Below are 23,510 nucleotides of genomic sequence, written 5' to 3'. Positions count from 1 at the left end.
TCAGTTGTTAAAGAGCGGTTGGTTAAGAGCTATTCGTCTCAACCGAGGCGCGCATTCTACAGCAGCCTCATTTGCTGTCAAGCAGTTATTTTCAGAAGCTTTCGAAGATTTCTTCAACAACTTCAACCACTTGCGCTTGCGCTTGCGCTTGCGATCTCTCGTAAGCGGGAGGCGAATTCTACAGCGTTACACGCTGCTGTCAACACCTCTTTTTCAACTTCCTTTTGGCTTCGATGAACTGAAGCAACTTGCTGCCGAAACCTACTTAACCCATTGTTTACCAAGGAGTTTTCCGTTTCGACTGCGCCGGAAGTGGGGCGAATTATAGACTTCCAGAATCTGCCGTCAACCTCTAATTCTGATTCCTTATCAAATACTTAGGATTGATCAAAAAACGACCGACAGCCCCCTCCCTCTATATATAAGGGGAACGTCAGATAACTCCAGCTTCCTTTAAAGCCGCCACATTCGACGGCGACAGCCCCAGCACATCCTGCAGTACCTGAAGCGTATGCTCGCCCAACAGCGGAGGCGCACTGCGATATTCCACAGGCGTCTTGGAAAGCCGGATTGGGCTGGCAACCTGAGGCACCATTCCCGCCAACGCATGAGGCAGCTCTATGGCCAACCCACGTGCCTTGACTTGCGGATCGGCGAACATCTGCGCCAAATCATTTATAGGCCCGCACGGCACGCCTACTTTCTCCAACTGCGACACCCACTCTGCCGTAGTCTTGAAGACTGTTGCCTGACGAATCAACGGGACCAACGCCGCGCGATTGGCTACCCGCATCTTGTTAGTAGAGAACCGTGGATCATCTGCCCACTGTGGCTGCCCAGCCACCTGGGCAAACTTGCGAAACTGCCCGTCATTACCCACCGTCAGAATGAAATCACCATCAGCGGTGGGAAAGTCCTGATAAGGCACGATATTCGGATGCGCATTGCCCAGGCGTTTTGGCGAAACGCCGGTCGTCAGGTAGTTCATCGCCTGGTTAGCCAGACAAGCTACCTGCACATCCAGCAGCGCCATATCAATATGCTGCCCACCGCCGTCATGATCCCGGTGAGCAAGTGCGGCGAGGATAGCCACGGTTGAATAAAGCCCGGTAAGGATATCGGTCAACGCCACCCCAACTTTCACCGGCCCCGCGCCCACATCACCCTCAGGCCGCCCGGTCAGGCTCATCAACCCACCCAGCCCTTGGATCATGAAGTCATAGCCGGCGCGAGTTGCATAAGGCCCGGTCTGGCCAAAGCCTGTGATTGAGCAATAGATCAGCTCCGGATTTATCTCCTTGAGCGACTCGTAATCCAAACCGTAAGCCGCCAGGCCGCCCACTTTGAAGTTCTCGATCAGAATGTCCGACTTGGCAGCCAGATCGCGCACCAGCTTCTGCCCCTCAGGCTTGGTGAAGTCGATGGTCACCGATTCTTTATTTCGATTGGCGGACAGGTAGTACGCCGCCTCGCTGGTATTCTCGCCATAAGCATCCTTGAGAAACGGTGGCCCCCAGGCGCGCGTGTCGTCACCATTGCCGGGCCTTTCGACCTTGATTACTTCGGCTCCAAGGTCCGCAAGTATTTGCCCGGACCAAGGGCCCGCCAATACTCGCGATAAATCCAGTACCCGCAGATGCGAAAGCGCGCCCATGCCCGTGCCCCTATTAATAGAACGCCTGAAGACCGGTTTGTGCGCGCCCAAGGATCAAGGCATGCACGTCATGCGTACCTTCATAGGTATTGACCACCTCCAGGTTGACCAAATGACGCGCCACCCCAAACTCGTCGGAGATGCCGTTACCACCGAGCATGTCCCGGGCCATGCGCGCGATATCCAGGGACTTGCCGCATGAGTTGCGCTTCATGATCGAAGTAATCTCAACCGCCGCCGTACCTTCATCCTTCATCCTCCCCAGACGCAGGCAACCTTGCAGCGCTAGCGTGATCTCGGTCTGCATATCGGCCAGCTTCTTCTGGATCAACTGCGTCGCGGCCAATGGCCGGCCGAACTGGTGACGATCAAGGGTGTACTGACGCGCGGTATGCCAGCAGAACTCCGCTGCCCCCAGCGCCCCCCAGGAGATGCCGTATCGCGCAGAATTCAGGCAAGTAAAAGGACCTTTCAAGCCACGCACATCCGGAAAAATATTCTCTTCCGGCACAAATACGTTATCCATGACAATTTCGCCGGTGATGGATGCGCGCAGACCAACCTTGCCGTGAATCGCCGGAGCACTCAGGCCTTTCCAGCCCTTCTCCAAGACAAAACCGCGTATGTCGCCAGCGTCGTCCTTGCCCCACACCACAAACACATCGGCGATCGGGCTGTTAGTGATCCACATCTTCGCGCCGGTCAGGCTGTAGCCGCCATCCACTTTGCGCGCACGGGTAATCATCGCGCCGGGATCGGAACCATGATTGGGCTCGGTGAGGCCGAAGCAACCGATCCACTCGCCGGACGCTAATTTCGGCAGGTACTTTTGCTTTTGCGCTTCGGTACCGAATTCATTGATCGGCACCATAACCAGCGAGGACTGCACGCTCATCATCGAGCGATAACCGGAATCAACACGCTCGACCTCACGGGCAATCAACCCATAACTGACGTAGTTCAAACCACTGCCACCGTATTGCTCGGGAATCATGGCTCCCAGCAAGCCGGTTTCGCCCATCTCGCGGAAGATCGCAGGGTCGGTCTTTTCATGACGGAAAGCTTCAAGCACACGAGGGGCCAACTTGTCCTGAGCAAATTGCTCGGCACTGTCGCGCACCATGCGCTCTTCTTCGGTGAGCTGTTGATCCAGCAGCAGCGGATCGATCCAGTTGAAGCTTGCCTTGCCAGCCATGAATAAGTCCTCACGAAAAGAATCAAATGTCGTGCATGCAGACTAGGCCGAGGAAATGCGGAGGGCAAACGAGGTTTCAGCATTAGGTTGTGCTAATTTCTCACTTCGTAAAGCCCAACAAGGCCAAAAAAGCGCCTTACATGTGAGGACAATGTACATGCGCAGGAAAATCCCCAGCACTACCGCCCTTATCAGCTTTGAAGCAGCGGCCCGCCATGAGAGCTTCACCAAGGCGGCCCATGAGCTTTCCATCACTCAGGGCGCGATCTGCCGACAGATCGCCAGCCTTGAAGAGTTTTTGAGTGTCGAACTGTTCCGACGCTCCCGGCGCGGGGTCAAGCTGACCGAGGCGGGGCTGTCTTATAGCCGCAGAGTGGCAAAGCAACTGGATGCCGTTGAGCGCGATACTCTTTCAGTGATGGGCCAACAGGGCGCGAATGTCATCGAGCTGGCGGTGGTGCCGACGTTTGGCACCCAATGGCTGATCCCGCGCCTGAAGGATTTTCAACAGCAGCACCCGGAAGTGACGGTCAACCTGACCAACCGCACACGCCCCTTCCTGTTTGCCGACACCGAATTCGACGCTGCAATCTACTTTGGCGATGCCGACTGGTCCGGCACAGAATCTCATAGGCTCATGGGCGAAAACCCTGTTCCCGTATGCAGCCCACGCTTGCTCGGCGACCGCGTGCATTTCACCCCTCACGAAATTGCCGACCTGCCTCTCCTGCAGCAGACAACGCGACCTTATGCCTGGCGCCAGTGGTTCAACGCCCAGCAGTTGAACGTTCCCCGCGACATGACAGGCCCCCGGTACGAGCTATTCTCAATGCTGTCCCAGGCGGCAATGCATGACATGGGCATCGCATTGATTCCGCCCTTTTTGATCCAGCGAGAATTGAAAGAGAACCACTTGGTGATCGCGGGCAACCAAACCCTTATCAGCGATAAGGCTTATTACCTGATGATTCCGGAACGTAAGGTCGAATCCGCCTCATTACATGCGTTTCGCGATTGGCTTATCGAGCAATCTCTGCGCTACAGCCCACACGTTTAAAGGGAAAGACTTATTTACTGACCCTGTAGTCAGGTAATTTAAAGCACTACAGATATAAGTAGATGTCGCATTTAAACAGACTGTACCTGCTGAGCAAAAATGCGGCTCAAAGCCATGATCCGCATGGCCTGGAGCGACTCTCATGGGTCAATAACCGACTATTCACGGCGGCGATGGAAAAAGCGGCTATTGTTCCTCACAAGCCTTTAACTACCTGTATTTAAAGCGGTTATTTCCAGGCGTTGCGACAATCAGTCACAGGGTGACTTGTAGTTAATTTTTCGTCACCCGTCATAATCCCTTGAAGGCCGTAAAGTTCGCCTGCAAAATGCCGCGCCCCGCTGTCATTTCAGCGGGATCGTGCTGATCGGCCGCCCCAGCTGCGCCACTCACGGCGCACTGGCCTTTTTACAAAAAGATCAAAAGCAAAAAGATCATGCAGGAGATTTGACGTGCACATTGGTGTTCCTCTCGAAACCCAGACCGGTGAAACGCGGGTGGCTGCCACCCCGGAAACCATCAAGAAGCTGATCGGCCAGGGCCATAAGGTCACTGTACAAAGCGGCGCAGGCATCAACGCCAGCATCGTCGACAGTGCCTATGAAACAGCAGGCGCAACCATTGGCAGCGCCAGCGATGCGTTTGGCGCCCAACTGATCCTCAAGGTGGTGGCCCCCAGCGACAGCGAACTGGCGCTGATCAAAAGCGGCACCGTATTGGTGGGCATGCTCAACCCGTTCAGCAACGAAACCATCGCCAAGCTCGCAGAGCGCGGCATCACCGCCTTCGCCCTCGAAGCGGCGCCACGCACCTCAAGGGCCCAGAGCCTGGACGTGCTGTCCTCCCAAGCCAACATCGCCGGCTACAAAGCCGTATTGCTGGCCGCCCATCACTACCCGCGCTTCATGCCGATGTTGATGACCGCCGCAGGCACGGTCAAAGCAGCCCGGGTGCTGATTCTGGGCGCCGGCGTCGCAGGTTTGCAGGCCATCGCCACGGCGAAACGCCTGGGTGCAGTGATCGAAGCCTCTGATGTACGCCCGGCTGTAAAAGAGCAGATCGAATCCCTCGGCGCCAAGTTCGTCGACGTGCCTTACGAAACCGACGAGGAACGTGAATGCGCGGTCGGCGTCGGCGGTTACGCACGCCCGATGCCAACCAGCTGGATGCAACGCCAGGCCCTGGCCGTGCATGAGCGCGCCAGGCAAGCCGACATCGTCATCACCACGGCGCTGATCCCCGGCCGCAAAGCGCCCACCTTGCTCAGCGCCGAAACCGTCGCGCAGATGAAACCCGGCTCGGTCGTCATCGACCTCGCGGCAGCCCAGGGCGGCAACTGCCCGCTGACGGTTGCCGATCAAGTCGTGGTGGAGAACGGCGTGATCATTTGCGGGCCGACCAACCTGGCCGGCGCCGTCGCAGCCGATGCATCGGCCTTGTATGCGCGCAACCTGCTGGACTTCCTGAAACTGGTGTTCACCCAGGAAGGGCAGTTTGAAATCAACCTCGAAGACGACATCGTCGCCGCGTGCCTGATGTGCCGCGATGGCCAAGTCATCCGCAAAAACGCCTAAGCAGGGATTCAGACGATGGAAGAGCTTATCTCCCCCGGTATCTACAACCTGATCATCTTTGTGCTGGCGATTTATGTCGGCTACCACGTGGTCTGGAACGTAACGCCCGCACTGCATACGCCGTTGATGGCCGTGACCAATGCCATTTCGGCGATCGTGATCGTCGGCGCCATGCTCGCCGCCGCCCTCACGGTTACGCCGCTGGGCAAGACGATGGGCACCCTGGCCGTGGCCCTGGCGGCGGTCAACGTGTTTGGTGGCTTCCTGGTCACCCGCCGCATGCTTGAGATGTTCAAGAAAAAAGCCCCGAAAGTAAAAGAAGAGGCGCCAAAGTAATGAGCATGAACCTCGTCACGACGCTCTACCTGATTGCGTCGATCTGTTTCATCCAAGCCCTCAAAGGCCTTTCGCACCCGACCACTTCGCGGCGCGGCAACCTGTTCGGCATGCTCGGCATGGCGCTGGCGGTACTCACCACCGTTGGCCTCATCTATAAACTCGGCGCCGAGCTGGCAACGGCCGGTATTGGCTATGTGATCGTCGGCCTGCTGGTCGGCGGCACCGCCGGCTCGGTCATGGCCAAGCGCGTAGAAATGACCAAGATGCCGGAGCTGGTAGCGTTCATGCACAGCATGATCGGCCTGGCAGCGGTGTTTATCGCCATCGCAGCTGTCGTCGAGCCGCAATCGCTGGGCATCGTCAAACAGCTGGGCGACGCAATTCCCGCGGGCAACCGCCTGGAACTGTTCCTCGGCGCCGCCATCGGTGCAATCACCTTCTCCGGTTCGGTGATCGCTTTCGGCAAGCTCTCCGGCAAGTACAAGTTCCGCCTGTTTCAAGGCGCACCGGCACAGTTTGGCGGCCAGCACAAGCTCAACCTGGTGCTTGGCCTGCTGACACTGGGCCTGGGCCTGGCATTCATGTTCACCGGCAACCTCACTGCCTTTGCCGTGATGCTGGCCCTGGCCTTTGTACTGGGCGTGCTGATCATCATCCCAATCGGCGGCGCCGACATGCCGGTCGTCGTGTCGATGCTCAACAGCTACTCCGGCTGGGCAGCGGCAGGGATCGGCTTCTCGCTGAACAATTCGATGCTGATCATCGCCGGCTCACTGGTGGGCTCCAGCGGCGCGATCCTCTCGTACATCATGTGCAAGGCCATGAACCGCTCCTTCTTTAATGTACTGCTCGGTGGTTTCGGCAATACGCCGGACGCCGCTGCCGCGACAGGCTCTAAAGAAGCGCGTCCGGTGAAGTCCGGGTCGGCCGACGATGCTACCTTCCTGCTGACCAACGCCGACACGGTGATCATCGTGCCGGGCTACGGCCTTGCGGTGGCTCGGGCGCAACACGCGCTCAAGGAGCTGACCGAGAAGCTGACTCATCACGGCGTAACGGTGAAATACGCGATCCACCCAGTGGCGGGCCGTATGCCTGGGCACATGAACGTACTGCTCGCCGAGGCAGAAGTGCCGTACGACCAAGTGTTCGAGATGGAAGACATCAACTCCGAGTTCGGCCAGGCCGACGTGGTACTGGTGCTGGGCGCCAACGATGTGGTCAACCCGGCGGCCAAGAACGATCCGAACTCACCGATTGCCGGCATGCCGATCCTTGAAGCGTTCAAGGCCAAGACCATCATCGTCAACAAGCGCTCGATGGCCAGCGGCTACGCGGGCCTGGATAACGAGTTGTTCTACCTGGACAAGACCATGATGGTCTTCGGTGATGCCAAGAAGGTTATCGAGGACATGGTCAAAGCCGTCGAGTAACACTGCTTCAGCGCAATACTCGAAACCCCGGCCTGCAGTAGGCTGGGGTTTTTTATTACTCCATGAAACCCGACCAAAGGCTCTAAATCAAGACCGTGCATTCGACCATGGTAGCGGGCCGAAACTTTTTGAAATCACTACACTGCCCACCTTGCTTCCGTAGCCTGAGATAACCATTCATGTACCGTGATCGTATCCGCTTGCCTTCTTTGTTGAACAAGGTCATGAGCGCGGCAGACGCCGCCGCACTGATCGAGGACGGCATGACCGTCGGCATGAGCGGCTTCACCCGCGCCGGTGAAGCCAAGGCCGTCCCTCACGCCCTGGCCGAGCGCGCCAAGACTTCCCCGTTGAAAATCACACTGATGACCGGCGCCAGCCTGGGCAACGACCTGGACAAGCAATTGACCGAAGCCGGCGTGCTGTCGCGCCGCATGCCCTTTCAAGTGGACAGCACGCTGCGCAAGGCAATCAATGCCGGCGAGGTGATGTTTATCGACCAGCATCTATCGGAAACCGTCGAGCAACTGCGCAACAACCAGCTCAAGTTACCGGACATCGCGGTGATCGAAGCCGTTGCGATCACCGAGCTTGGGCATATCGTGCCCACCACCTCGGTGGGTAACTCGGCCAGCTTCGCGATTTTCGCCAAGCAAGTGATCGTCGAGATCAACTTGGCGCACAACCCGAACCTGGAAGGGCTGCACGACATTTATATCCCCTCCTACCGGCCAACCCGCACGCCGATTCCGCTGGTTAAAGTCGACGATCGTATTGGCAGCCCGGCGATTCCCATCCCGCCCGAGAAGATCGTCGCCATCGTGATCACCAACCAGGCCGATTCCGCGTCCACCGTGACGCCACCCGACAGCGATACCCAAGGCATCGCCAACCACCTGATCAACTTCCTGAAACAGGAAGTAGACGCTGGGCGCATGACCAACAAGCTCGGCCCGCTGCAAGCCGGTATAGGCAATATCGCTAACGCGGTGATGTGCGGCTTGATTGACTCGCCGTTCCAAGACTTGACCATGTACTCGGAAGTGCTGCAGGACTCGACGTTCGATCTGATCGACGCCGGCAAGCTGAGCTTCGCCTCCGGCAGCTCGATTACCCTGTCGGAGCGGCGCAATGCCGACGTGTTCGGCAATCTTGCGCACTACAAGGACAAACTGGTGCTGCGCCCGCAGGAAATTTCCAACCACCCTGAAGTGGTGCGGCGCCTGGGCATCATTGGTATCAACACTGCGCTTGAGTTCGATATCTACGGCAACGTTAACTCAACCCACGTCTGCGGCACGCGAATGATGAACGGGATTGGCGGTTCCGGAGACTTTGCGCGCAATGCGCACCTGGCGATCTTCGTGACCAAGTCGATCGCCAAAGGCGGCGCGATTTCCAGCGTGGTGCCGATGGTGAGCCATGTGGACCATACCGAACATGACGTAGACATCCTGGTCACCGAAGTGGGCCTGGCCGACTTGCGTGGCCTGGCGCCACGAGAGCGTGCGCGCGTGATCATCGATAACTGCGTGCACCCGGCGTATCGCGACGCGCTGAACGGTTACTTCGAAGCCGCTTGCGCTGTCGGCGGGCATACCCCGCACATTCTGCGCGATGCACTGAGCTGGCACATCAACCTGGAAGAAACCGGGCACATGCTCAAGGCTTGATCGATTCACAACCGGGTTGATGCCAATACAGTTTATTCGACCCGGTTGCCTGATCGGCAGTTATGGAAAAAACTGTACTGCTGTACCGGTCATTTCCTACCGAAATATCCCACACACCTCATGAAAAACATCAATTTCGCACTATTCTAGTGCGCATAGGTACAGTTGCCCCAATTACGTACCGTACAGCCTCTATAAACAGTTAACTGGCCCCTCACAATACAGGTGAACTGTATCTAGAGAGTCTTGCGTGCGAGGAGGATCATTGGCATCAGTTAAACCACTACCTAATCCCGCCACAAGCGGAAGGATGTCATCATGGAACGTACACTCAGTTCCGAACTGTTCTTCGAAGAAAAAGCTGTTAACACCCAGGCCTCTCTGCCTCTGCGCGTTCTCGCCAACCTGATGTTGTGGCAGCGCCGCATTTCCAGCCGCCATCAACTGGCCCGCCTGGATTCGCGTCTGCTGGCTGACGCCGGTATCAGCGAAGCTCAACGCTACGAAGAGCTGAGCAAGCCGTTCTGGCGCTAATTGGCGCTCGCTGGCCCTGACCCGCCGGGTCCACCGCCAGCACTCAGATTTGACAAAGCAAAGCCCGCCCCGGGTAACCGGAGGCGGGCTTTGCTGCTTCTGGGAGGGTAGAACTGACTAGCCGTATTTTGCCAAACCGGTACAGTTATCACTATTTTAAATTCAACCATAACAGTTAATCACAGGCTTCCGAATGAACAAGCGGTGGCCTAATATCCAGTGACCACGTGGCGAACCTTGTAGAACGGGCGTCAGATGCCCAATTGCCCAACGTCCGTTTCACTGTGGCCGTTTAGTGCCACCTTATTTGCTCATCTACAGGAGTTACCCCATGACCCGTCTTCGCCTGCTGTGCACTGCCGCCCTGTTGGCCATTGCCGCCAATGCCAATGCGAGCAGCTTTATCGTCACCACCGATTCGATCGTTGGCGCACTGAAAGCGACCTCCGACGCCACTTCCGATGCTACATCCTCTCTGCGCGACAACAAGGTGGTGCGAGCCGCCCGTGACGACGCGGCCAGCTTTGTCGCCAGCGAAGGCGCCATCCGTGGCGTGAAACTGGAAAGCGCCCTGGCTCAGATCCGTCAGCAGGCGCCGCAGTTAAACACCGCCACTGACGCTCAATTGGCCCAGGCCATCCTGGCGATCTAACGCCAGGCGCACGCAGCAAGTGACAGTTGCTGCACTGGTTCTCAACCGGTCATTGCGCTAGCCTTGGCGCTCGTTTTCAGTTGTCGAGTGCCATGGTTTTTTCATACCGCCTGTTGATTGTTCCTGTCATGTTCTGCGCCTGCTGGGCACCCTTGGCTTCGGCCTTTGATGTCTCCATACAGAGCACCGTTGTCAGCGCGTATGCCACCAGCAAGGTGACCTCTGCGCCGTTCGATAACAAGTTGGTACGGCTCGCCAAGGATGATGCTGCCGCTTTCATTGCCACTGACGGCCAATGGCGGGGCGCACGATTGGAGTCCGCACTGGATTTCCTGCGCCGTATCCGGCCAAAACTTCATGCAAGCGACCTTGAACTGGCGCAGGCAATTCTCGTCCAATAATCACCTTTGTATGCCCATTTTTGTATTGGAGTCACCCCATGCGTAGCCCGTTGATCGTCGCCGCCCTCGGCCTGCTGTTTCTGGCTGATGTCGCCCAGGCGCAAACCCTGAAAGCCACCAGTAACATCGTTGTTCGTGCTTCGGCGCGCACCATTGATTTCACCTCCGACACCACTACCTCCATCCGCGACTCCAAAATCGTGCGTGAAGCCCACGATGATGCCGCCAGTTTCGTCGCCACCAATGGCGATATTCGCGGCGCGCAACTTGAGGCAGCCTTCGACACCTTGCGCACCCGCGTACCAGAAGCCCGTGATGCCAGTGACCAGACACTCGCCGAAGCTATTCTCGCTCTGTGAGGCGAATCAAAGCCTGGCTCCTGGCCGGGGCTGTGCTGCTGTGCGCCGATGCAGCCCAGGCGAGCCTGCAACTGCGGCTCAAGACCGAAGGTTTGAGCCCGGCTGAACAGCAGGCCAGCCAAGCCTTGCTCGATGAAGCTATGAGCGCCCTGCCGCCGCGCTTCATCGAGCAGCTGGACCGCCGCATCGATGTCGGCTGGACCGACAAGATGCCGGAAAACGCTTATGGCCAGGCGTCCCTGGTGTCCGAGCTGGACCTCAATCAAAACCTGCTGGCCAGCCTGACCGACGGCAGCGCCGCCACTCAAAAAACCAATCGCCCTCACGGCACCGTGCGCCGGGAAATGCTCGCCACCGTGCTGCATGAACTGACCCACATCTATGACCGTGCGCGCCTGTGGTCCAAAGACGAGCGCGCGTTGATCCGCCGTTGCAGCCGCCAGAACACCATCACCGGCCTGGTTGGCCTGCCCGATCAATGCCGCGGCCAGAACGACCGTCGCCTCACCCTGAGTGACGATCCGCGCTTGCTGGACCTTGCCGGTTGGCCGCAATACGTCGGTCGTCGTGGCGAGCGCGAACAGCACAATAATCAGGTTGTTCGCAGCCCGGACATCTACGAAACCACCAGCCCGCTGGAGTTCGTCGCGGTCAACATGGAGTATTTCCTCCTGGACCCCAGCTACGCCTGCCGCCGTCCCGCGTTGGCGCGTTATTACAAGGAACACTTCGGCTGGACACCGCCCGGACAAGATACCTGCGGCAATACCTACGCTTTTTTGAATGCCGGCAATGATTTCGCCAAGACACCGCTGGGCCAGATCGACCCGGAACGCGTGTACGAAATCGACTACCTGCTCGCCGAAGCCAACCAGAATCTGGTGAGCCGCTGGGGCCATAGCATGCTGCGCCTGGTGATCTGTGCGCCCGGCCGCCCTCGCGGGCCGGATTGCCGACTGGACCTGGACCAGCACCTGGTGTTGTCCTACCGCGCCTTCGTCGGTGACGTACAGCTGTCGAGCTGGGACGGCCTGGTGGGCAAATACCCGTCGCGGCTGTTCGTGCTGCCGTTGGCCCAGGTCATTGACGAATACACCAAGACCGAACTGCGTGGCCTGGCGTCGGTGCCGTTGAAGCTCAACCGCCAGGAAATCAACGACACGGTTGAACATGCCGCCGAGATGCACTGGAGCTACGACGGCAACTACTTCTTTATCTCCAACAACTGCGCGGTAGAAAGCTTGAAGCTGTTGCGCAGTGGCAGCGCCAACCCGCAATTGACCGGCCTGGATAACATCACCCCCAACGGCTTGCTGGAAGTGCTCAGCGCACGTGGGCTGGCCGACACCAGCGTACTGAATGACAAGCGCGAGGCGTTGCGCCTGGGTTATCACTTCGACTCGTTCCGCGAGCGCTACCAGGCGATGTTCGACGTACTGCGCAAGCGTCTGCCGATCAAGCAAACCCAAGTCGAAGACTGGCTGTCGCTTAATGCGCAAGAGCGCCGCCAATGGTTCAGCCAGGCCGACTTGCGAACCAGCGCCGCGTTGCTGTTGCTGGAACAGGCCAGCTATCGCAAACAACTGATGCTCGCCCAGGACGAAGTCAAACAACGCTACCTCAATGCGCGGGAGCTGAAGAACGGTGGCATGGAAAAAGCCAACAACACGTTGCAGCAAATCCTCGCCAACAGCGGTTTCCTCAGTCGCCCGGCTGAGCTGCTCGACAGTGGCGGCTACGGCCTGCCGCAACCTTCGGAGGCCAAGCGGCTGGAATCGGAAAGTGCCGAGCGCCAGAAGCAACTGCAATCGCTGACCGGCGACCTGGATAAAGAAGTGAGGGCATTGCTCGACCCTTCCCGCGCTGACGAGATTGCCGCCTGTGAGGCCAACCTCAAGCAGATGGGTGAACATCTGCGGGCATTGCACAAGGCGGCCGGCGGTCTCGAACTGCCGTAGCGACTCAGCTAATCAAGTGATCCACATGTGGGAGGGCGCTGCCCCCTCACATGGGTATCTGCATAAGCTCGACCCAGTGTCACCTGTTTTTCCAGCGAAAGCTGGCTGAAAGCTTACCCGTCTAGGATCACCCCCACTGTCGGCAACAGACCGACTGTTAACAACAACAATGGTGATCCCGATGTCCGCTTGTAACCGCCTGCTTGCCCCAACTCCACCCGTAAGCCTCGTGCCTTTCGTTCTGCGCTGACCTGACCTGGTTCGCCATTCCCTAGCCGCGCTACGCCTGGAGTATTCCTATGCTGACTTTCCTTGGCTTTGCCATGGTCATCACGTTCATGTTCCTGATCATGACCAAGCGCCTGTCTGCGCTGATCGCCTTGATCATCGTGCCAATCCTGTTCGCGCTGTTCGGCGGCTTTGCGCCGAAGATCGGCCCGATGATGCTCGAGGGCATCACCAAGCTTGCGCCGACCGGCGTGATGCTGATGTTCGCCATCCTCTACTTTGCCCTGATGATCGACTCCGGCCTGTTCGACCCGGCCGTGCGCAAGATTCTGAAGATGGTCAAGGGCGACCCGCTGAAAGTCTCGGTCGGCACCGCCGTGCTGGCCCTGGTGGTGTCCCTCGACGGTGACGGCGCCACCACTTATATGATCTGCGTTGCCGCCATGTTGCCGCTGTACCAGCGCATCGGCATGAGCCCGCGGATCATGGCCGGTTTGATCATTCTCGCCGGTGGCGTGATGAACATGACCCCCTGGGGCGGCCCGACAGCCCGTGCCGCCAGTGCGCTGCATGTCGACCCATCGGACATCTTCGTGCCGATGATCCCGGCCATGGCTGCCGGCGTGGTGGCGATCCTGGTGATTGCTTATATGTACGGCAAGCGCGAGCGCGCACGCCTGGGTGAACTGCATCTGCAAGGCGACGAGATCGACCATAGCGAAATCAGCGTGTCGCAATTCCCCGACGCCCGCCGTCCGAAGCTGATCTGGTTCAACGGCGCGCTGACACTTGCCCTGATGTGCACGCTGATCGCCGGCCTGTTGCCGCTGCCGGTGCTGTTCATGGTGGCGTTCAGTATCGCGATGATCGTCAACTACCCGTGCCTGCAACAACAGAAAGACCGCGTCGCCGCCCATGCCGGCAGCGTATTGGCGGTCGTCGGGTTGATCTTCGCCGCCGGTATCTTCACGGGCATCCTGTCGGGCACCGGCATGGTCGATGCCATGTCCAAGAGCCTGCTGGCGGTCATCCCGGAAGCCATGGGCCCGTACCTGGCAGTGATCACCGCGCTGGTGAGCATGCCGTTTACCTTCTTCATGTCCAACGACGCGTTCTATTATGGTGTCTTGCCGGTATTGGCCGAAGCTGCCAGCCACTACGGCATCACCGCTGTGGAAATGGCGCGTGCGTCAATCGTCGGGCAGCCGGTGCACCTGCTGAGCCCACTGGTACCCTCGACCTACCTGCTGGTCGCTCTGGCGGGTATCGAGTTTGGCGATCACCAGCGCTTCACCCTCAAGTGGGCAGTACTGGTGTGCCTGTGCATAATGTTCGCCGCATTGCTGATGGGGATTTTTCCGCTGTTCAGCACTCTATAATCGTACCGACTCACTCACCGCGCGGCGTTAGCGCTACGCGGTCTAACACTTGCTCAAAGGAATACACATGGAATGGCTGACCAATCCGGAAATCTGGATTGCCTTCTTCACCCTGACGGCTCTCGAGATCGTCCTGGGCATCGATAACATCATCATGATTTCGATCCTGGTCAGCCGCATGCCCAAGCACATGCAGGCGCGCACCCGGATTTTCGGCCTCGCCCTGGCGATGGTCACGCGCATCATGTTGCTGCTGTCGATCACCTGGGTCATGCAACTGACCGCCGACCTGTTCGTGGTCTTCGGCGAGGGTATTTCCGGTCGCGACCTGATCCTGTTCTTCGGCGGCCTGTTCCTGTTGTGGAAAAGCTCCCAGGAGATGTACCACGCCCTGGAAGGTGAAGACGAAAGCCACGACGAGCCCAAAGGCGCCGGCGGCAAGTTCATCTACACCATTATCCAGATTGCGATCATCGACATCGTGTTCTCCCTGGACTCGGTCATCACCGCCGTCGGCATGGTTTCCCATGTGCCGGTAATGGTCGCCGCCATCGTGGTTGCAGTACTGGTGATGATGCTGGCCGCCGGCACCATCAGCGAATTCATCGACAAGCACCCGTCGCTGAAGATGCTGGCGCTGTCGTTCCTGCTGGTGGTGGGTACCGTGCTGATTGCCGAATCCTTCGGCGTTCACGTGCCAAAAGGCTACGTCTACTTCGCCATGGCGTTCTCGCTGGCAGTGGAAGCGGTGAACATCAAGATGCGCACCGCCATTGCGAAAAAGAAGAAACAGCAGGATCCGGTAAAACTGCGCAAGGACATTCCGGGCCAATAAACCCGACCAAACAAAACGGGGCGTTGATGCCTGGTGCACGGCAGTTAAGAAGGAACGCTTTACCGTGGCGAGGGAGCTTGCTCCCGCTGAGTCGCGAAGCGGCCCCAGAAATGGGACTGCTGCGCAGTCCAGCGGGAGCAAGCTCCCTCGCCACAGGTTAGCTCCAGCGCTTAACTGACGTGGATCAGGCGTTGACGCTCCGTTTTTTCATCTGCATAAAAAGCTGTTTTCATGACAGTTATGTTTCAAACCCAAGTTGAGCTATGCGATGCTGGCGCAGAGCCCATTCGCCAACTACAGCTTAAGTACAAGACGTAGAACGGCACGCGGCAACTTTCCTTCGCTCCTGTTGGAGCACACCCACACGGGGGGCCGAGCATGCTGACCTTGCTCAATCTGCTTTCCGCCGTGACCCTGCTTATCTGGGGCACGCACATCGTCCGTACCGGCATCCTGCGGGTTTACGGCTCCAACTTGCGGCAGGTCATCGGGCAGAACATGTCCAGACGCTGGCTGGCGTTTGTCGCCGGTATCCTGGTGACGGCCATGGTGCAGAGCAGCAATGCCACGGCGATGCTGGTGACGTCCTTCGTCGGCCAAGGGCTGATGAGCCTGACACCGGCACTGGCCACCATGCTCGGCGCCGACGTCGGTACCGCGTTGATGGCCCGGGTGCTGACCTTTGACTTGTCCTGGTTGTCACCGCTGCTGATCTTCCTCGGGGTGATTTTTTTCCTGTCGCGCAAACAGACGCGGGCCGGGCAGCTCGGCCGAGTCGGGATAGGCCTGGGGCTGATCATCCTCGCACTGCAATTGATCGTGGAAGCCGCCGGGCCGATTACGCATGCCCAAGGTGTCAAAGTCATCTTCGCTTCGCTGACCGGCGACATCTTGCTCGACGCCCTGGTCGGTGCGCTGTTCGCGATGATTTCCTACTCCAGCCTCGCCGCTGTGCTGCTGACCGCAACCCTGGCCGGGGCCGGCGTAATCGGTTTGCACGTGGCCATCGGCCTGGTGATCGGCGCCAACATCGGCAGTGGCATACTGGCCTTTCTCAGCACCAGCATGCAGAACACCGCCGGGCGGCAAGTGGCCTTGGGCAGCCTGTTGTACAAATTGATCGGCCTGCTGTTGATCATTCCGATACTCGACCCACTCGTACGCTGGATGGACGGCCTGGACTACAGCACTCAGGGCATGGTCATCACCTTTCACCTGCTCTATAACGTCAGCCGCTGCCTGATTCTGTTGCCCACCATTGGCCCGATGGCGCGGCTGTGCGAATGGCTGCTGCCGGAGCGGCCCGAGACTAACGGCAAAGCCAAGCCGCGCCATCTGGACCTGGCCTCGCTGAACACGCCGAGCCTGGCGCTGGCCAACGCGGCCCGCGAAACCCTGCGGCTCGGCGACCTTATCGACAACATGCTCACGTCGATGCAGGAAGTGCTGCGCGGCAAACAAACCGCCATCACCCAGGAAATGCGCAGCCTCAGCGATGACGTCGAAGCGCTTTATAGCGCGATCAAACTTTACCTGGCGCAAATGCCCCGTGAAGACCTGAGTGAGCAGGACAATCGACGCTGGGCAGAGATCATCGAGCTGGCCATCAACCTGAAGCTGGCGGGCGACTTGATCGAGCGCATGCTGCGCAAAGTCCAGCAGCAGAAGACTTCGCAACGTCGGCAATTTTCCGAAATCGGCCTGGAAGAGCTCAGCGGCCTGCACAGCCAGCTGATCGCCAACCTGCGCCTGGGCCTGTCGGTGTTCCTCAGCGGCGATCCCGAAAGCGCCCGCCAATTACTGCGTGAGAAACGCCGTTTTCGCGCCCAGGAACGTCGCCTGGCCCACGCCCACGTCAGCCGCTTGCAGCGTAAAATCGTGCAGAGCCTGGAAACCAGTTCCCTGCACCTGGAACTGATTGCCGACATGAAGCGCTTGAACTCGTTGTTTTGCAGCAGCGCTTATGTCGTGTTGGAAACCTCCGACACTGGCGCACTCTCTGCTGAAGATATTGCCGACATCACCCATTCGCCCTGAACGTACGCCTGTGAGCGAAGTCAGTTAACAATGGACCTCATTCGCCGGGAAGCTTGTTATGCGTCGCCTGTTACTCGCCTGCCTGCTTATGGGCTCGGCACACACCTTTGCCTTTGACCGCCTGCAAGTCGAAGGCTACACCTTGCCCAATGGCCTGCAACTGCTGCTCAAACCGGGCACCGAGCGCGGGCATGTGGCCATTCGACTGGTGGTTGGGGTGGGCCTGGACGATTTCAGCTGCGAACAGAAGGAGTTGCCGCATTTGTTCGAGCACCTGCTGTTCAGCGGCATCGACGGCGGTAGCGAAGGCGACCTCGAAGACCGCATGCAAGCCCTGGGCGGCGAGTGGAACGCCTACACCAGCAACGCCGATACCACGTTCGTCATCGAGGCACCCGCGCAGAACCAGCGCAAAGTATTGGACCTGCTGCTGGCAATCATCACTCGCACCCAACTGACCGACGCCAATATCAACGCCGCCAAGCAGGTGGTCGAGCGCGAGGACGGCGGCCATTACTCACACTTGCAACGCCTGCTGGACCGCCAGGATCTGGGCCACAATGCCAGCAACCAGTTAGCCGTCGAGTTGGGCCTCAAGTGCGCCGAACGCGCCGAGGTCAGCCACTTGACTCGCGATCAGCTGGAGGCGCTGCGCAAAAATTGGTACGCGCCGAACAATATGACCCTGATCGTCGTCGGCGATCTGGACAAACTGCTGCCGGCCTACCTGGAACGCACGTATGGTCAACTCGACCCCATAGAGCCGAGCGAACACCGGCCGTTGCCGCAAATCCAGCACGCCGCCGCCAGCCATCGTGACCTGATCCACGGCTGGGTCGGCGACAATGCCAAGTTGCACTGGTTATTCCCGGAGCCGTTGCTGGACGACCAGCATGATGAAACCTACGATTTGCTCAAGGACTACCTCGACTGGGCGCTGTACCGCCAACTTCGCCTCAAGCACGGCTTGTCCTACGGCCCATGGAGCGAGCGCGAAGTGCTCGGCGGCGTCGGTTTCCTGAGCCTGAACGCCGACCTCGAACGGGAAAACCTCGAGGAGGCCGAGCAGGTGCTGGAAGACCTCAAGGCACGCTTGCTCAAGGATGGCCTCGAACCCGCGGTGTTCGCCCGTCTGCAGCAAGCCGCCATCGCACGCCAGGCCTGGGCCGTGCAGGGCAACAGCGCGCTGGCCGACTATTACTGGAGCGCTGCCGGCGAATATGACAATGGCCGTTTCAGCGACCCGGCCAAACGCATCAAGGCCGTGAGCCTGGCGCAGACCAATCAGGCCATGCGACAGGTGCTGGAACAGCCCGGCTACTGGCGCATCGAAAAACCGCTGTTGAGCTATAACGCCTTGAGCGGGTTAGGTGCCGGAATGCTGGGGCTGATCGCCCTTGCAGGGGTCGCCTTGCGGTTTTATCGCAAACGGATCGTGTAATGACACGTCGAACAGCAGACTAAGACGCTATCCTGTCTAAGATTTTTCCCACACACACTGTGAACTGTCCATGCCTAACCTGCAGCCCCTTATCCAGCGCGTTATAGAACTGATCAAGCGCTACCCTGGGGTGATCGCACTCGGCGGCTTCATATCGGGTGTGGGCAGTTTCATCCTGGTGGACCGCCAACAGGGCATGGCCAGTTGGATCGCCGTGATCATGCTGGTGAGCTGGCTGTGGCTGATGCTGGAAAACAGTTTCACGCAACTGTTCACCAAGCTCTTCAACCGCGAAATACCCGAACCGCTACTGCGCTATGCCACCCAGATGATCCACCAGGAAAGTCTGTTTTTCGTGCTGCCGTTCTTTTTCGTCACCACGGCCTGGAACAGTGGCCAATCGCTGTTCACTGGCCTGCTGGGTGCGGCGGCGCTGGTTTCGATCATCGACCCGCTGTACTACAAATGGCTGGCGCCCAAGCGTTCACTGTTCCTGGCCTTGCACACGCTGACGCTGTTCGCCGCGTTGCTGACCGCGCTGCCGATCATCCTGCACCTGACCACCGCCCAGAGTTACAAGCTGGCACTGGGCGTCGCCATGGCCCTGTCGATTCCGAGCCTGGCCGTCAGCCTGCCGCTGCGCAGCGTCAAAGGCTGGGTAATGTTGCTGGGCGTCACGGCCGCCATTGGCTGCGCCGGCTGGTTCCTGCGTAGCTGGGTGCCGCCTGCCACCCTATGGATGACCGAAGTGGCCATCAGCACCCAGCTACAAGACCGCACGCCGGGCGATGACCTCAAGCAAGTCACCGCCGCCCAACTGCGCAGCGGCGGGCTGTACGCCTACACCGCAATCAACGCCCCGCGCGGCCTCAACGAGCGGATCTACCATGTGTGGAAATTCAACGGCAAGGAAGTCGACCGCATTGCCCTGGATATCCATGGCGGCCGCAAGGAAGGCTACCGCGCCTGGACCCACAAGCAGAACTTCCCGCCGGACGCGGTAGGCCGCTGGCAGGTACGGGTGCTGACCGAGGACGGGCAAGTCATCGGTGTGCTGCGCTTTAACGTCACCGACTCAGCACAAACGGACAACCCCAAGTAGGCCTGATCGTGCTATTACGTAGCGATTGTGGATAGCCAAACAAGCTCGGAGCTTATGACCACTCGCACGACAGCCGGCGCCGCCCAACTCGATACGTCCAGCACACCACCGTTGCTGCGCATTACCGGTGACTGGACGCTTGCCCACTACGCAAACCTTAAAAAGTTGTCGAACACACTCGACGGCCAGTATGACGCCGGCGCGCGCATCGATCTTAACGGCCTCGGCGCTTTGGATACCGCCGGCGCGTCGCTGCTGGTGGAGCTGCTGGGCCCCGAACGTATCGAACATTCTGCCGAGCAGACCGATTGCAGCTTGTCCGCCGCCGACCGGGCGCTGCTCAAGACGGTCTACCGCTCGCTCAACGACTTTTGCGTACCGCTCAAAGAGCCGCAGGAGGGCGCCGGCGTCCAAGTGTTGGCGCGCATCGGTCGCGCGGTGGACACCGTCTGGCAAGACGGGATGAAACTGCTGGGCTTCATCGGCCTGATCCTCGAAACCTTCGTGCGCGGCATGTTGCGGCCCAAGCGCTGGCGCCTTACGCCCATGGTCGCGCATATCGAACAGACCGGCCTCGACGCCGCACCTATCGTTGCGCTGCTGACCTTTCTGGTCGGCGCTGTCGTGGCCTTCCTCGGCGCCACCGTACTCAAAAGCTTTGGCGCGACGATTTTCACCGTGGACCTGGTGGCGTTCTCATTCCTGCGGGAGTTCGGTGTGTTGCTCACCGCCATACTGATCGCCGGCCGCACGGCCAGTGCCTTTACTGCACAAATCGGTTCGATGAAGGCCAACGAAGAAATCGACGCGATCCGCACCCTGGGCCTGGACCCCATGGAGCTGCTGGTGCTGCCACGGGTGTTGGCGCTGCTGGTGGCGCTGCCGATGCTGACGTTCCTGGCGATGCTCTCGGGGATTGTCGGCGGCGGCGTGGTGTGTGCGGTGGCGCTGGATATTTCACCGGCGATGTTTCTGTCGCTGCTGCAATCGGACATCGGTGTGCAGCATTTCCTGGTAGGCATGGTGAAAGCGCCGATCTTCGCGTTCCTGATCGCCGCGATTGGTTGCCTGGAAGGCTTCAAGGTCAGCGGCAGTGCCGAATCGGTCGGCGCGCACACTACCTCCAGCGTGGTGCAGTCGATCTTTGTGGTGATCGTGCTGGACGCGGTCGCCGCGATGTTTTTTATGGAGATGGGCTGGTGAGTCGTCTACATCGAGCGCCCACTGAGGCGGTGATTGAAGTACGCGGCCTGTGCAACCGCTTTGGCAGCCAGAGCGTGCACGAAAACCTCGACCTGGATTTGTACAAGGGTGAAATCCTGGCGGTGGTCGGCGGGTCGGGCAGCGGCAAATCGGTGCTGCTGCGCAGCATCGTCGGTTTGCGGCGGCCCAGCGAGGGGCAGGTGCGGGTGTTCGGCAAGAACCTGCCGAGTTTGCCCGAGCATGAACGCTCACTGGTGGAACGACGCTTCGGCGTACTGTTCCAGAAGGGCGCATTGTTTTCCTCGCTGACCGTCACCGAAAACGTCGCCTTGCCGTTGATCGAGCACGCCGGGCTCAGCCGCGCCGATGCCGAGCACCTGGCAGCGGTCAAACTGGCCCTGGCCGGGCTGCCGTTGTCGGCGGCCGACAAGTACCCGGCGTCGCTGTCCGGCGGAATGATCAAGCGCGCCGCCCTGGCGCGTGCGTTGGCCCTGGACCCGGACATCCTGTTTCTCGACGAACCCACCGCCGGCCTCGACCCGATTGGCGCGGCACAATTCGACCAACTGATCCTGACCCTGCGCGATGCGCTGGGCTTGAGTGTGTTCCTGGTCACCCACGACCTCGACACGCTGTACACCATCACCGATCGCGTGGCGGTGCTGGCGCAGAAGAAAGTGCTGGTGGCCGATGCCATCGATGTTGTCTCGGAAACCGACGACGCCTGGATTCACGAATATTTCCACGGCCCCCGAGGCCGCGCGGCATTGGATGCCGCTCAATCGCTCAACGAGGTATGACATGGAAACCCGAGCCCATCATGTGATGATCGGATTGTTCAGTGTAATTGTGGTGGTCGGCGCGATGCTGTTCGGCCTGTGGCTGGCCAAATCCAGCGTCGACAGCGCCTTTCAGGATTACGAAGTGGTGTTCAACGAAGCGGTCAGCGGCCTGTCCCAGGGCAGCTCGGTGCAGTACAGCGGGATCAAGGTGGGCGATGTCACCAGCCTGCGCCTGGACCCAAAGGACCCGCGCCGCGTGCTGGCGCGCATCCGCCTTGCCGGGGAAACGCCGGTCAAGGAAGACACCCAGGCCAAGTTGGCGCTGACCGGCATCACCGGCACCTCGATCATCCAGCTCAGCGGTGGCACCCCGCAAAGCCCGGAACTCAAGGGCAAGGATGGCAACCTGCCGGAAATCATCGCGTCGCCATCGCCCATCGCACGCCTGCTCAATAACAGCAACGACCTGATGACCAGCATCAACCTGCTGCTGCATAACGCCAACCAGCTGTTCTCCCGGGAAAATGTCGAGCGCTTGAGTAGCACCCTGGACAACCTGCAGCAAACCACCGGCGCCATCGCAGAACAACGCGGCGACATCAAAGTGGTGATGCAGCAATTGATGCAGGTAAGCAAACAGGCCGGCGGCGCGCTGGAACAAACCACCGTGCTGATGCGCAACGCCAACGGTTTGCTCAACGATCAAGGCAAGCAGGCGTTCGGCAGTGCGGAACAGGCGATGAAATCCCTTGAACAAAGCACCGCCACCCTCAACACCCTGCTGACCAACAACAAGGATTCAGTGAACAGCGGCATGCAGGGCCTCAATGAGCTGGCGCCGGCCGTGCGCGAACTGCGCGAAACCCTTGGTTCGCTGCGCGCTATTTCGCGTCGCCTGGAAGCCAACCCCAGCGGTTACCTGCTGGGCAGTGACAAGAACAAGGAGTTCACGCCATGAAGCGTGCTTACCGAATGATCGCCCCCGTGGCGTTTGCGCTGATGAGCGCGTGCTCGATCCTGCCCAAGCCGGACCCGTCCGACGTCTACCGCCTGGCTTCGGCCCAGCCCGTGAGTGACGGCGCGCCGGTGAGCTGGTCATTACGCGTGACCAAGCCACAGACCAGCGAGTTTCTCGACAGCCCGCGCATTGCAGTGGTGCCCAATGGCGATTTGATCAGCAGCTATGCGAACTCGCGCTGGAGTGATCCCGCGCCGGTGCTGTTGCGTAATCGTCTGCTGGACGGCTTCCAACGTGATAGCCGGGTGACGCTGCTGAGTACCGACGAGACCAATTTGCAGGCGGACTATGAGCTGGGTGGCCAGTTGCAGGCGTTTCAGAGCGAATATCGCGGCACGGCAGTGGAGGTGGTGATTCGCCTGGATGCCCGGCTGGTGCGCGGCAGCGACCAGCGCATCATTGCCAGCCGCCGGTTTGAGGTGCGCCAGCCGGTGAGCGATACCAAGGTGCCGGGGGTAGTGGCCGGATTTGGGCAGGCGGGGGATGCGTTGAACAGGCAGGTGGTGGATTGGGTGGTCAGTCAGGGCAAGAGCGCACCGAGACTTTGAGGGCCTCATCGCGGGCAAGCCGTAATGCCGGTCAGTTAAGCGCTAAAGCAGAAAAACCTGCGACCTGTGGCGAGGGAGCTTGCTCCCGCTGGACTGCGTAGCAGTCCC

22 protein-coding genes are annotated in these 23,510 nt (G+C 59.4%); 20 read left to right on the top strand and 2 right to left on the bottom strand.

The annotated features are described in order from the left end of the window. A partial coding sequence (locus Q1V60_RS16170; protein WP_300632209.1) for a hypothetical protein occupies positions 1-328 on the top strand: 328 nt, incomplete at its 5' end. 105 nt (positions 329-433) lie between these two features. On the opposite strand, the gene Q1V60_RS16165 is transcribed toward Q1V60_RS16170, so the two are convergent. Further along, positions 434-1,654: a CaiB/BaiF CoA-transferase family protein gene (locus Q1V60_RS16165; protein ID WP_300632206.1), complete on the bottom strand. Its 1,221-nt coding sequence runs from the start codon at positions 1,652-1,654 to the stop codon at positions 434-436. 13 nt (positions 1,655-1,667) lie between these two features. Beyond that, a complete protein-coding gene (locus tag Q1V60_RS16160; RefSeq protein ID WP_053253703.1) occupies positions 1,668-2,849 on the bottom strand; it encodes an acyl-CoA dehydrogenase in 1,182 nt (393 codons plus the stop codon). A 157-nt stretch (positions 2,850-3,006) separates the two neighbouring features. On the opposite strand from Q1V60_RS16160, the gene Q1V60_RS16155 reads away from it, so the two are divergent. The 19 genes from Q1V60_RS16155 (at position 3,007) to Q1V60_RS16065 (ending at position 23,402) form a co-directional block, all read left to right on the top strand. Beyond that, positions 3,007-3,906, top strand: a complete 900-nt coding sequence (locus Q1V60_RS16155; protein ID WP_300632198.1) for a LysR family transcriptional regulator — start codon at positions 3,007-3,009, stop codon at positions 3,904-3,906. A 452-nt stretch (positions 3,907-4,358) separates the two neighbouring features. After that, positions 4,359-5,480: a Re/Si-specific NAD(P)(+) transhydrogenase subunit alpha gene (locus tag Q1V60_RS16150; RefSeq protein ID WP_300632196.1), complete on the top strand. Its 1,122-nt coding sequence runs from the start codon at positions 4,359-4,361 to the stop codon at positions 5,478-5,480. A gap of 15 nt (positions 5,481-5,495) precedes the next feature. Next, on the top strand, positions 5,496-5,816 hold the full coding sequence (locus Q1V60_RS16145) for an NAD(P) transhydrogenase subunit alpha (RefSeq protein WP_003187417.1): 321 nt from the start codon (positions 5,496-5,498) through the stop codon (positions 5,814-5,816). Further along, positions 5,816-7,252, top strand: coding sequence for an NAD(P)(+) transhydrogenase (Re/Si-specific) subunit beta (locus Q1V60_RS16140; RefSeq protein WP_300632184.1), 1,437 nt, complete (start codon positions 5,816-5,818; stop codon positions 7,250-7,252). Before Q1V60_RS16145 ends, Q1V60_RS16140 begins: the two co-directional genes overlap by 1 nt. A gap of 179 nt (positions 7,253-7,431) precedes the next feature. Further along, complete coding sequence (locus Q1V60_RS16135; protein WP_300632182.1) at positions 7,432-8,925, top strand: acetyl-CoA hydrolase/transferase family protein; 1,494 nt, start codon at positions 7,432-7,434, stop codon at positions 8,923-8,925. Positions 8,926-9,243: 318 nt separating this feature from the next. Continuing rightward, on the top strand, positions 9,244-9,459 hold the full coding sequence (locus tag Q1V60_RS16130; protein WP_003187413.1) for a DUF1127 domain-containing protein: 216 nt from the start codon (positions 9,244-9,246) through the stop codon (positions 9,457-9,459). 331 nt (positions 9,460-9,790) lie between these two features. Next, positions 9,791-10,111, top strand: coding sequence for a DUF2388 domain-containing protein (locus tag Q1V60_RS16125; protein WP_300632176.1), 321 nt, complete (start codon positions 9,791-9,793; stop codon positions 10,109-10,111). A 92-nt stretch (positions 10,112-10,203) separates the two neighbouring features. After that, entirely contained in the window at positions 10,204-10,512 is a 309-nt protein-coding gene (locus Q1V60_RS16120; RefSeq protein ID WP_300632175.1) for a DUF2388 domain-containing protein, read from the top strand. A gap of 38 nt (positions 10,513-10,550) precedes the next feature. Next, entirely contained in the window at positions 10,551-10,871 is a 321-nt protein-coding gene (locus Q1V60_RS16115) for a DUF2388 domain-containing protein (protein WP_300632173.1), read from the top strand. Next, positions 10,868-12,829 (top strand): DUF4105 domain-containing protein, encoded by a 1,962-nt coding sequence (locus Q1V60_RS16110; protein WP_300632170.1) that lies wholly within the window; start codon positions 10,868-10,870, stop codon positions 12,827-12,829. Before Q1V60_RS16115 ends, Q1V60_RS16110 begins: the two co-directional genes overlap by 4 nt. 299 nt (positions 12,830-13,128) lie before the next feature. Then, positions 13,129-14,436 carry a CitMHS family transporter gene (locus Q1V60_RS16105; protein ID WP_003187405.1) on the top strand — a complete coding sequence of 436 codons (1,308 nt, stop codon included), beginning with the start codon at positions 13,129-13,131 and terminating at the stop codon, positions 14,434-14,436. A 67-nt stretch (positions 14,437-14,503) separates the two neighbouring features. After that, positions 14,504-15,271 carry a TerC family protein gene (locus tag Q1V60_RS16100; RefSeq protein WP_300632166.1) on the top strand — a complete coding sequence of 256 codons (768 nt, stop codon included), beginning with the start codon at positions 14,504-14,506 and terminating at the stop codon, positions 15,269-15,271. A gap of 378 nt (positions 15,272-15,649) precedes the next feature. Next, a complete protein-coding gene (locus Q1V60_RS16095) occupies positions 15,650-17,308 on the top strand; it encodes a Na/Pi cotransporter family protein (protein WP_300632164.1) in 1,659 nt (552 codons plus the stop codon). Positions 17,309-17,366: 58 nt separating this feature from the next. Next, positions 17,367-18,749, top strand: a complete 1,383-nt coding sequence (locus Q1V60_RS16090) for a pitrilysin family protein (RefSeq protein WP_300632161.1) — start codon at positions 17,367-17,369, stop codon at positions 18,747-18,749. Between the two features lie 70 nt (positions 18,750-18,819). After that, on the top strand, positions 18,820-19,851 hold the full coding sequence (locus Q1V60_RS16085) for a DUF5924 family protein (protein WP_300632158.1): 1,032 nt from the start codon (positions 18,820-18,822) through the stop codon (positions 19,849-19,851). 54 nt (positions 19,852-19,905) lie between these two features. Continuing rightward, the gene (locus Q1V60_RS16080; protein WP_300632155.1) at positions 19,906-21,054 is read left to right on the top strand and encodes an ABC transporter permease; all 1,149 of its coding nucleotides are present in this window, start codon (positions 19,906-19,908) and stop codon (positions 21,052-21,054) included. After that, positions 21,051-21,854, top strand: a complete 804-nt coding sequence (locus Q1V60_RS16075) for an ATP-binding cassette domain-containing protein (RefSeq protein ID WP_124365302.1) — start codon at positions 21,051-21,053, stop codon at positions 21,852-21,854. Before Q1V60_RS16080 ends, Q1V60_RS16075 begins: the two co-directional genes overlap by 4 nt. Before the next feature lies 1 nt (position 21,855). After that, positions 21,856-22,794, top strand: a complete 939-nt coding sequence (locus Q1V60_RS16070; RefSeq protein ID WP_300632149.1) for an MlaD family protein — start codon at positions 21,856-21,858, stop codon at positions 22,792-22,794. Beyond that, the gene (locus Q1V60_RS16065) at positions 22,791-23,402 is read left to right on the top strand and encodes an ABC-type transport auxiliary lipoprotein family protein (protein WP_300632147.1); all 612 of its coding nucleotides are present in this window, start codon (positions 22,791-22,793) and stop codon (positions 23,400-23,402) included. The genes Q1V60_RS16070 and Q1V60_RS16065 overlap by 4 nt, the downstream gene beginning before the upstream one ends. Positions 23,403-23,510 lie beyond the last annotated feature (108 nt).

Source organism: Pseudomonas sp. (genome assembly GCF_030147005.1).
Taxonomy (GTDB): Bacteria; Pseudomonadota; Gammaproteobacteria; order Pseudomonadales; family Pseudomonadaceae; genus Aquipseudomonas.
The sequence above is the reverse complement of the archived record's forward strand: the minus strand, read 5'-3'. Positions and strand labels throughout refer to the sequence as shown.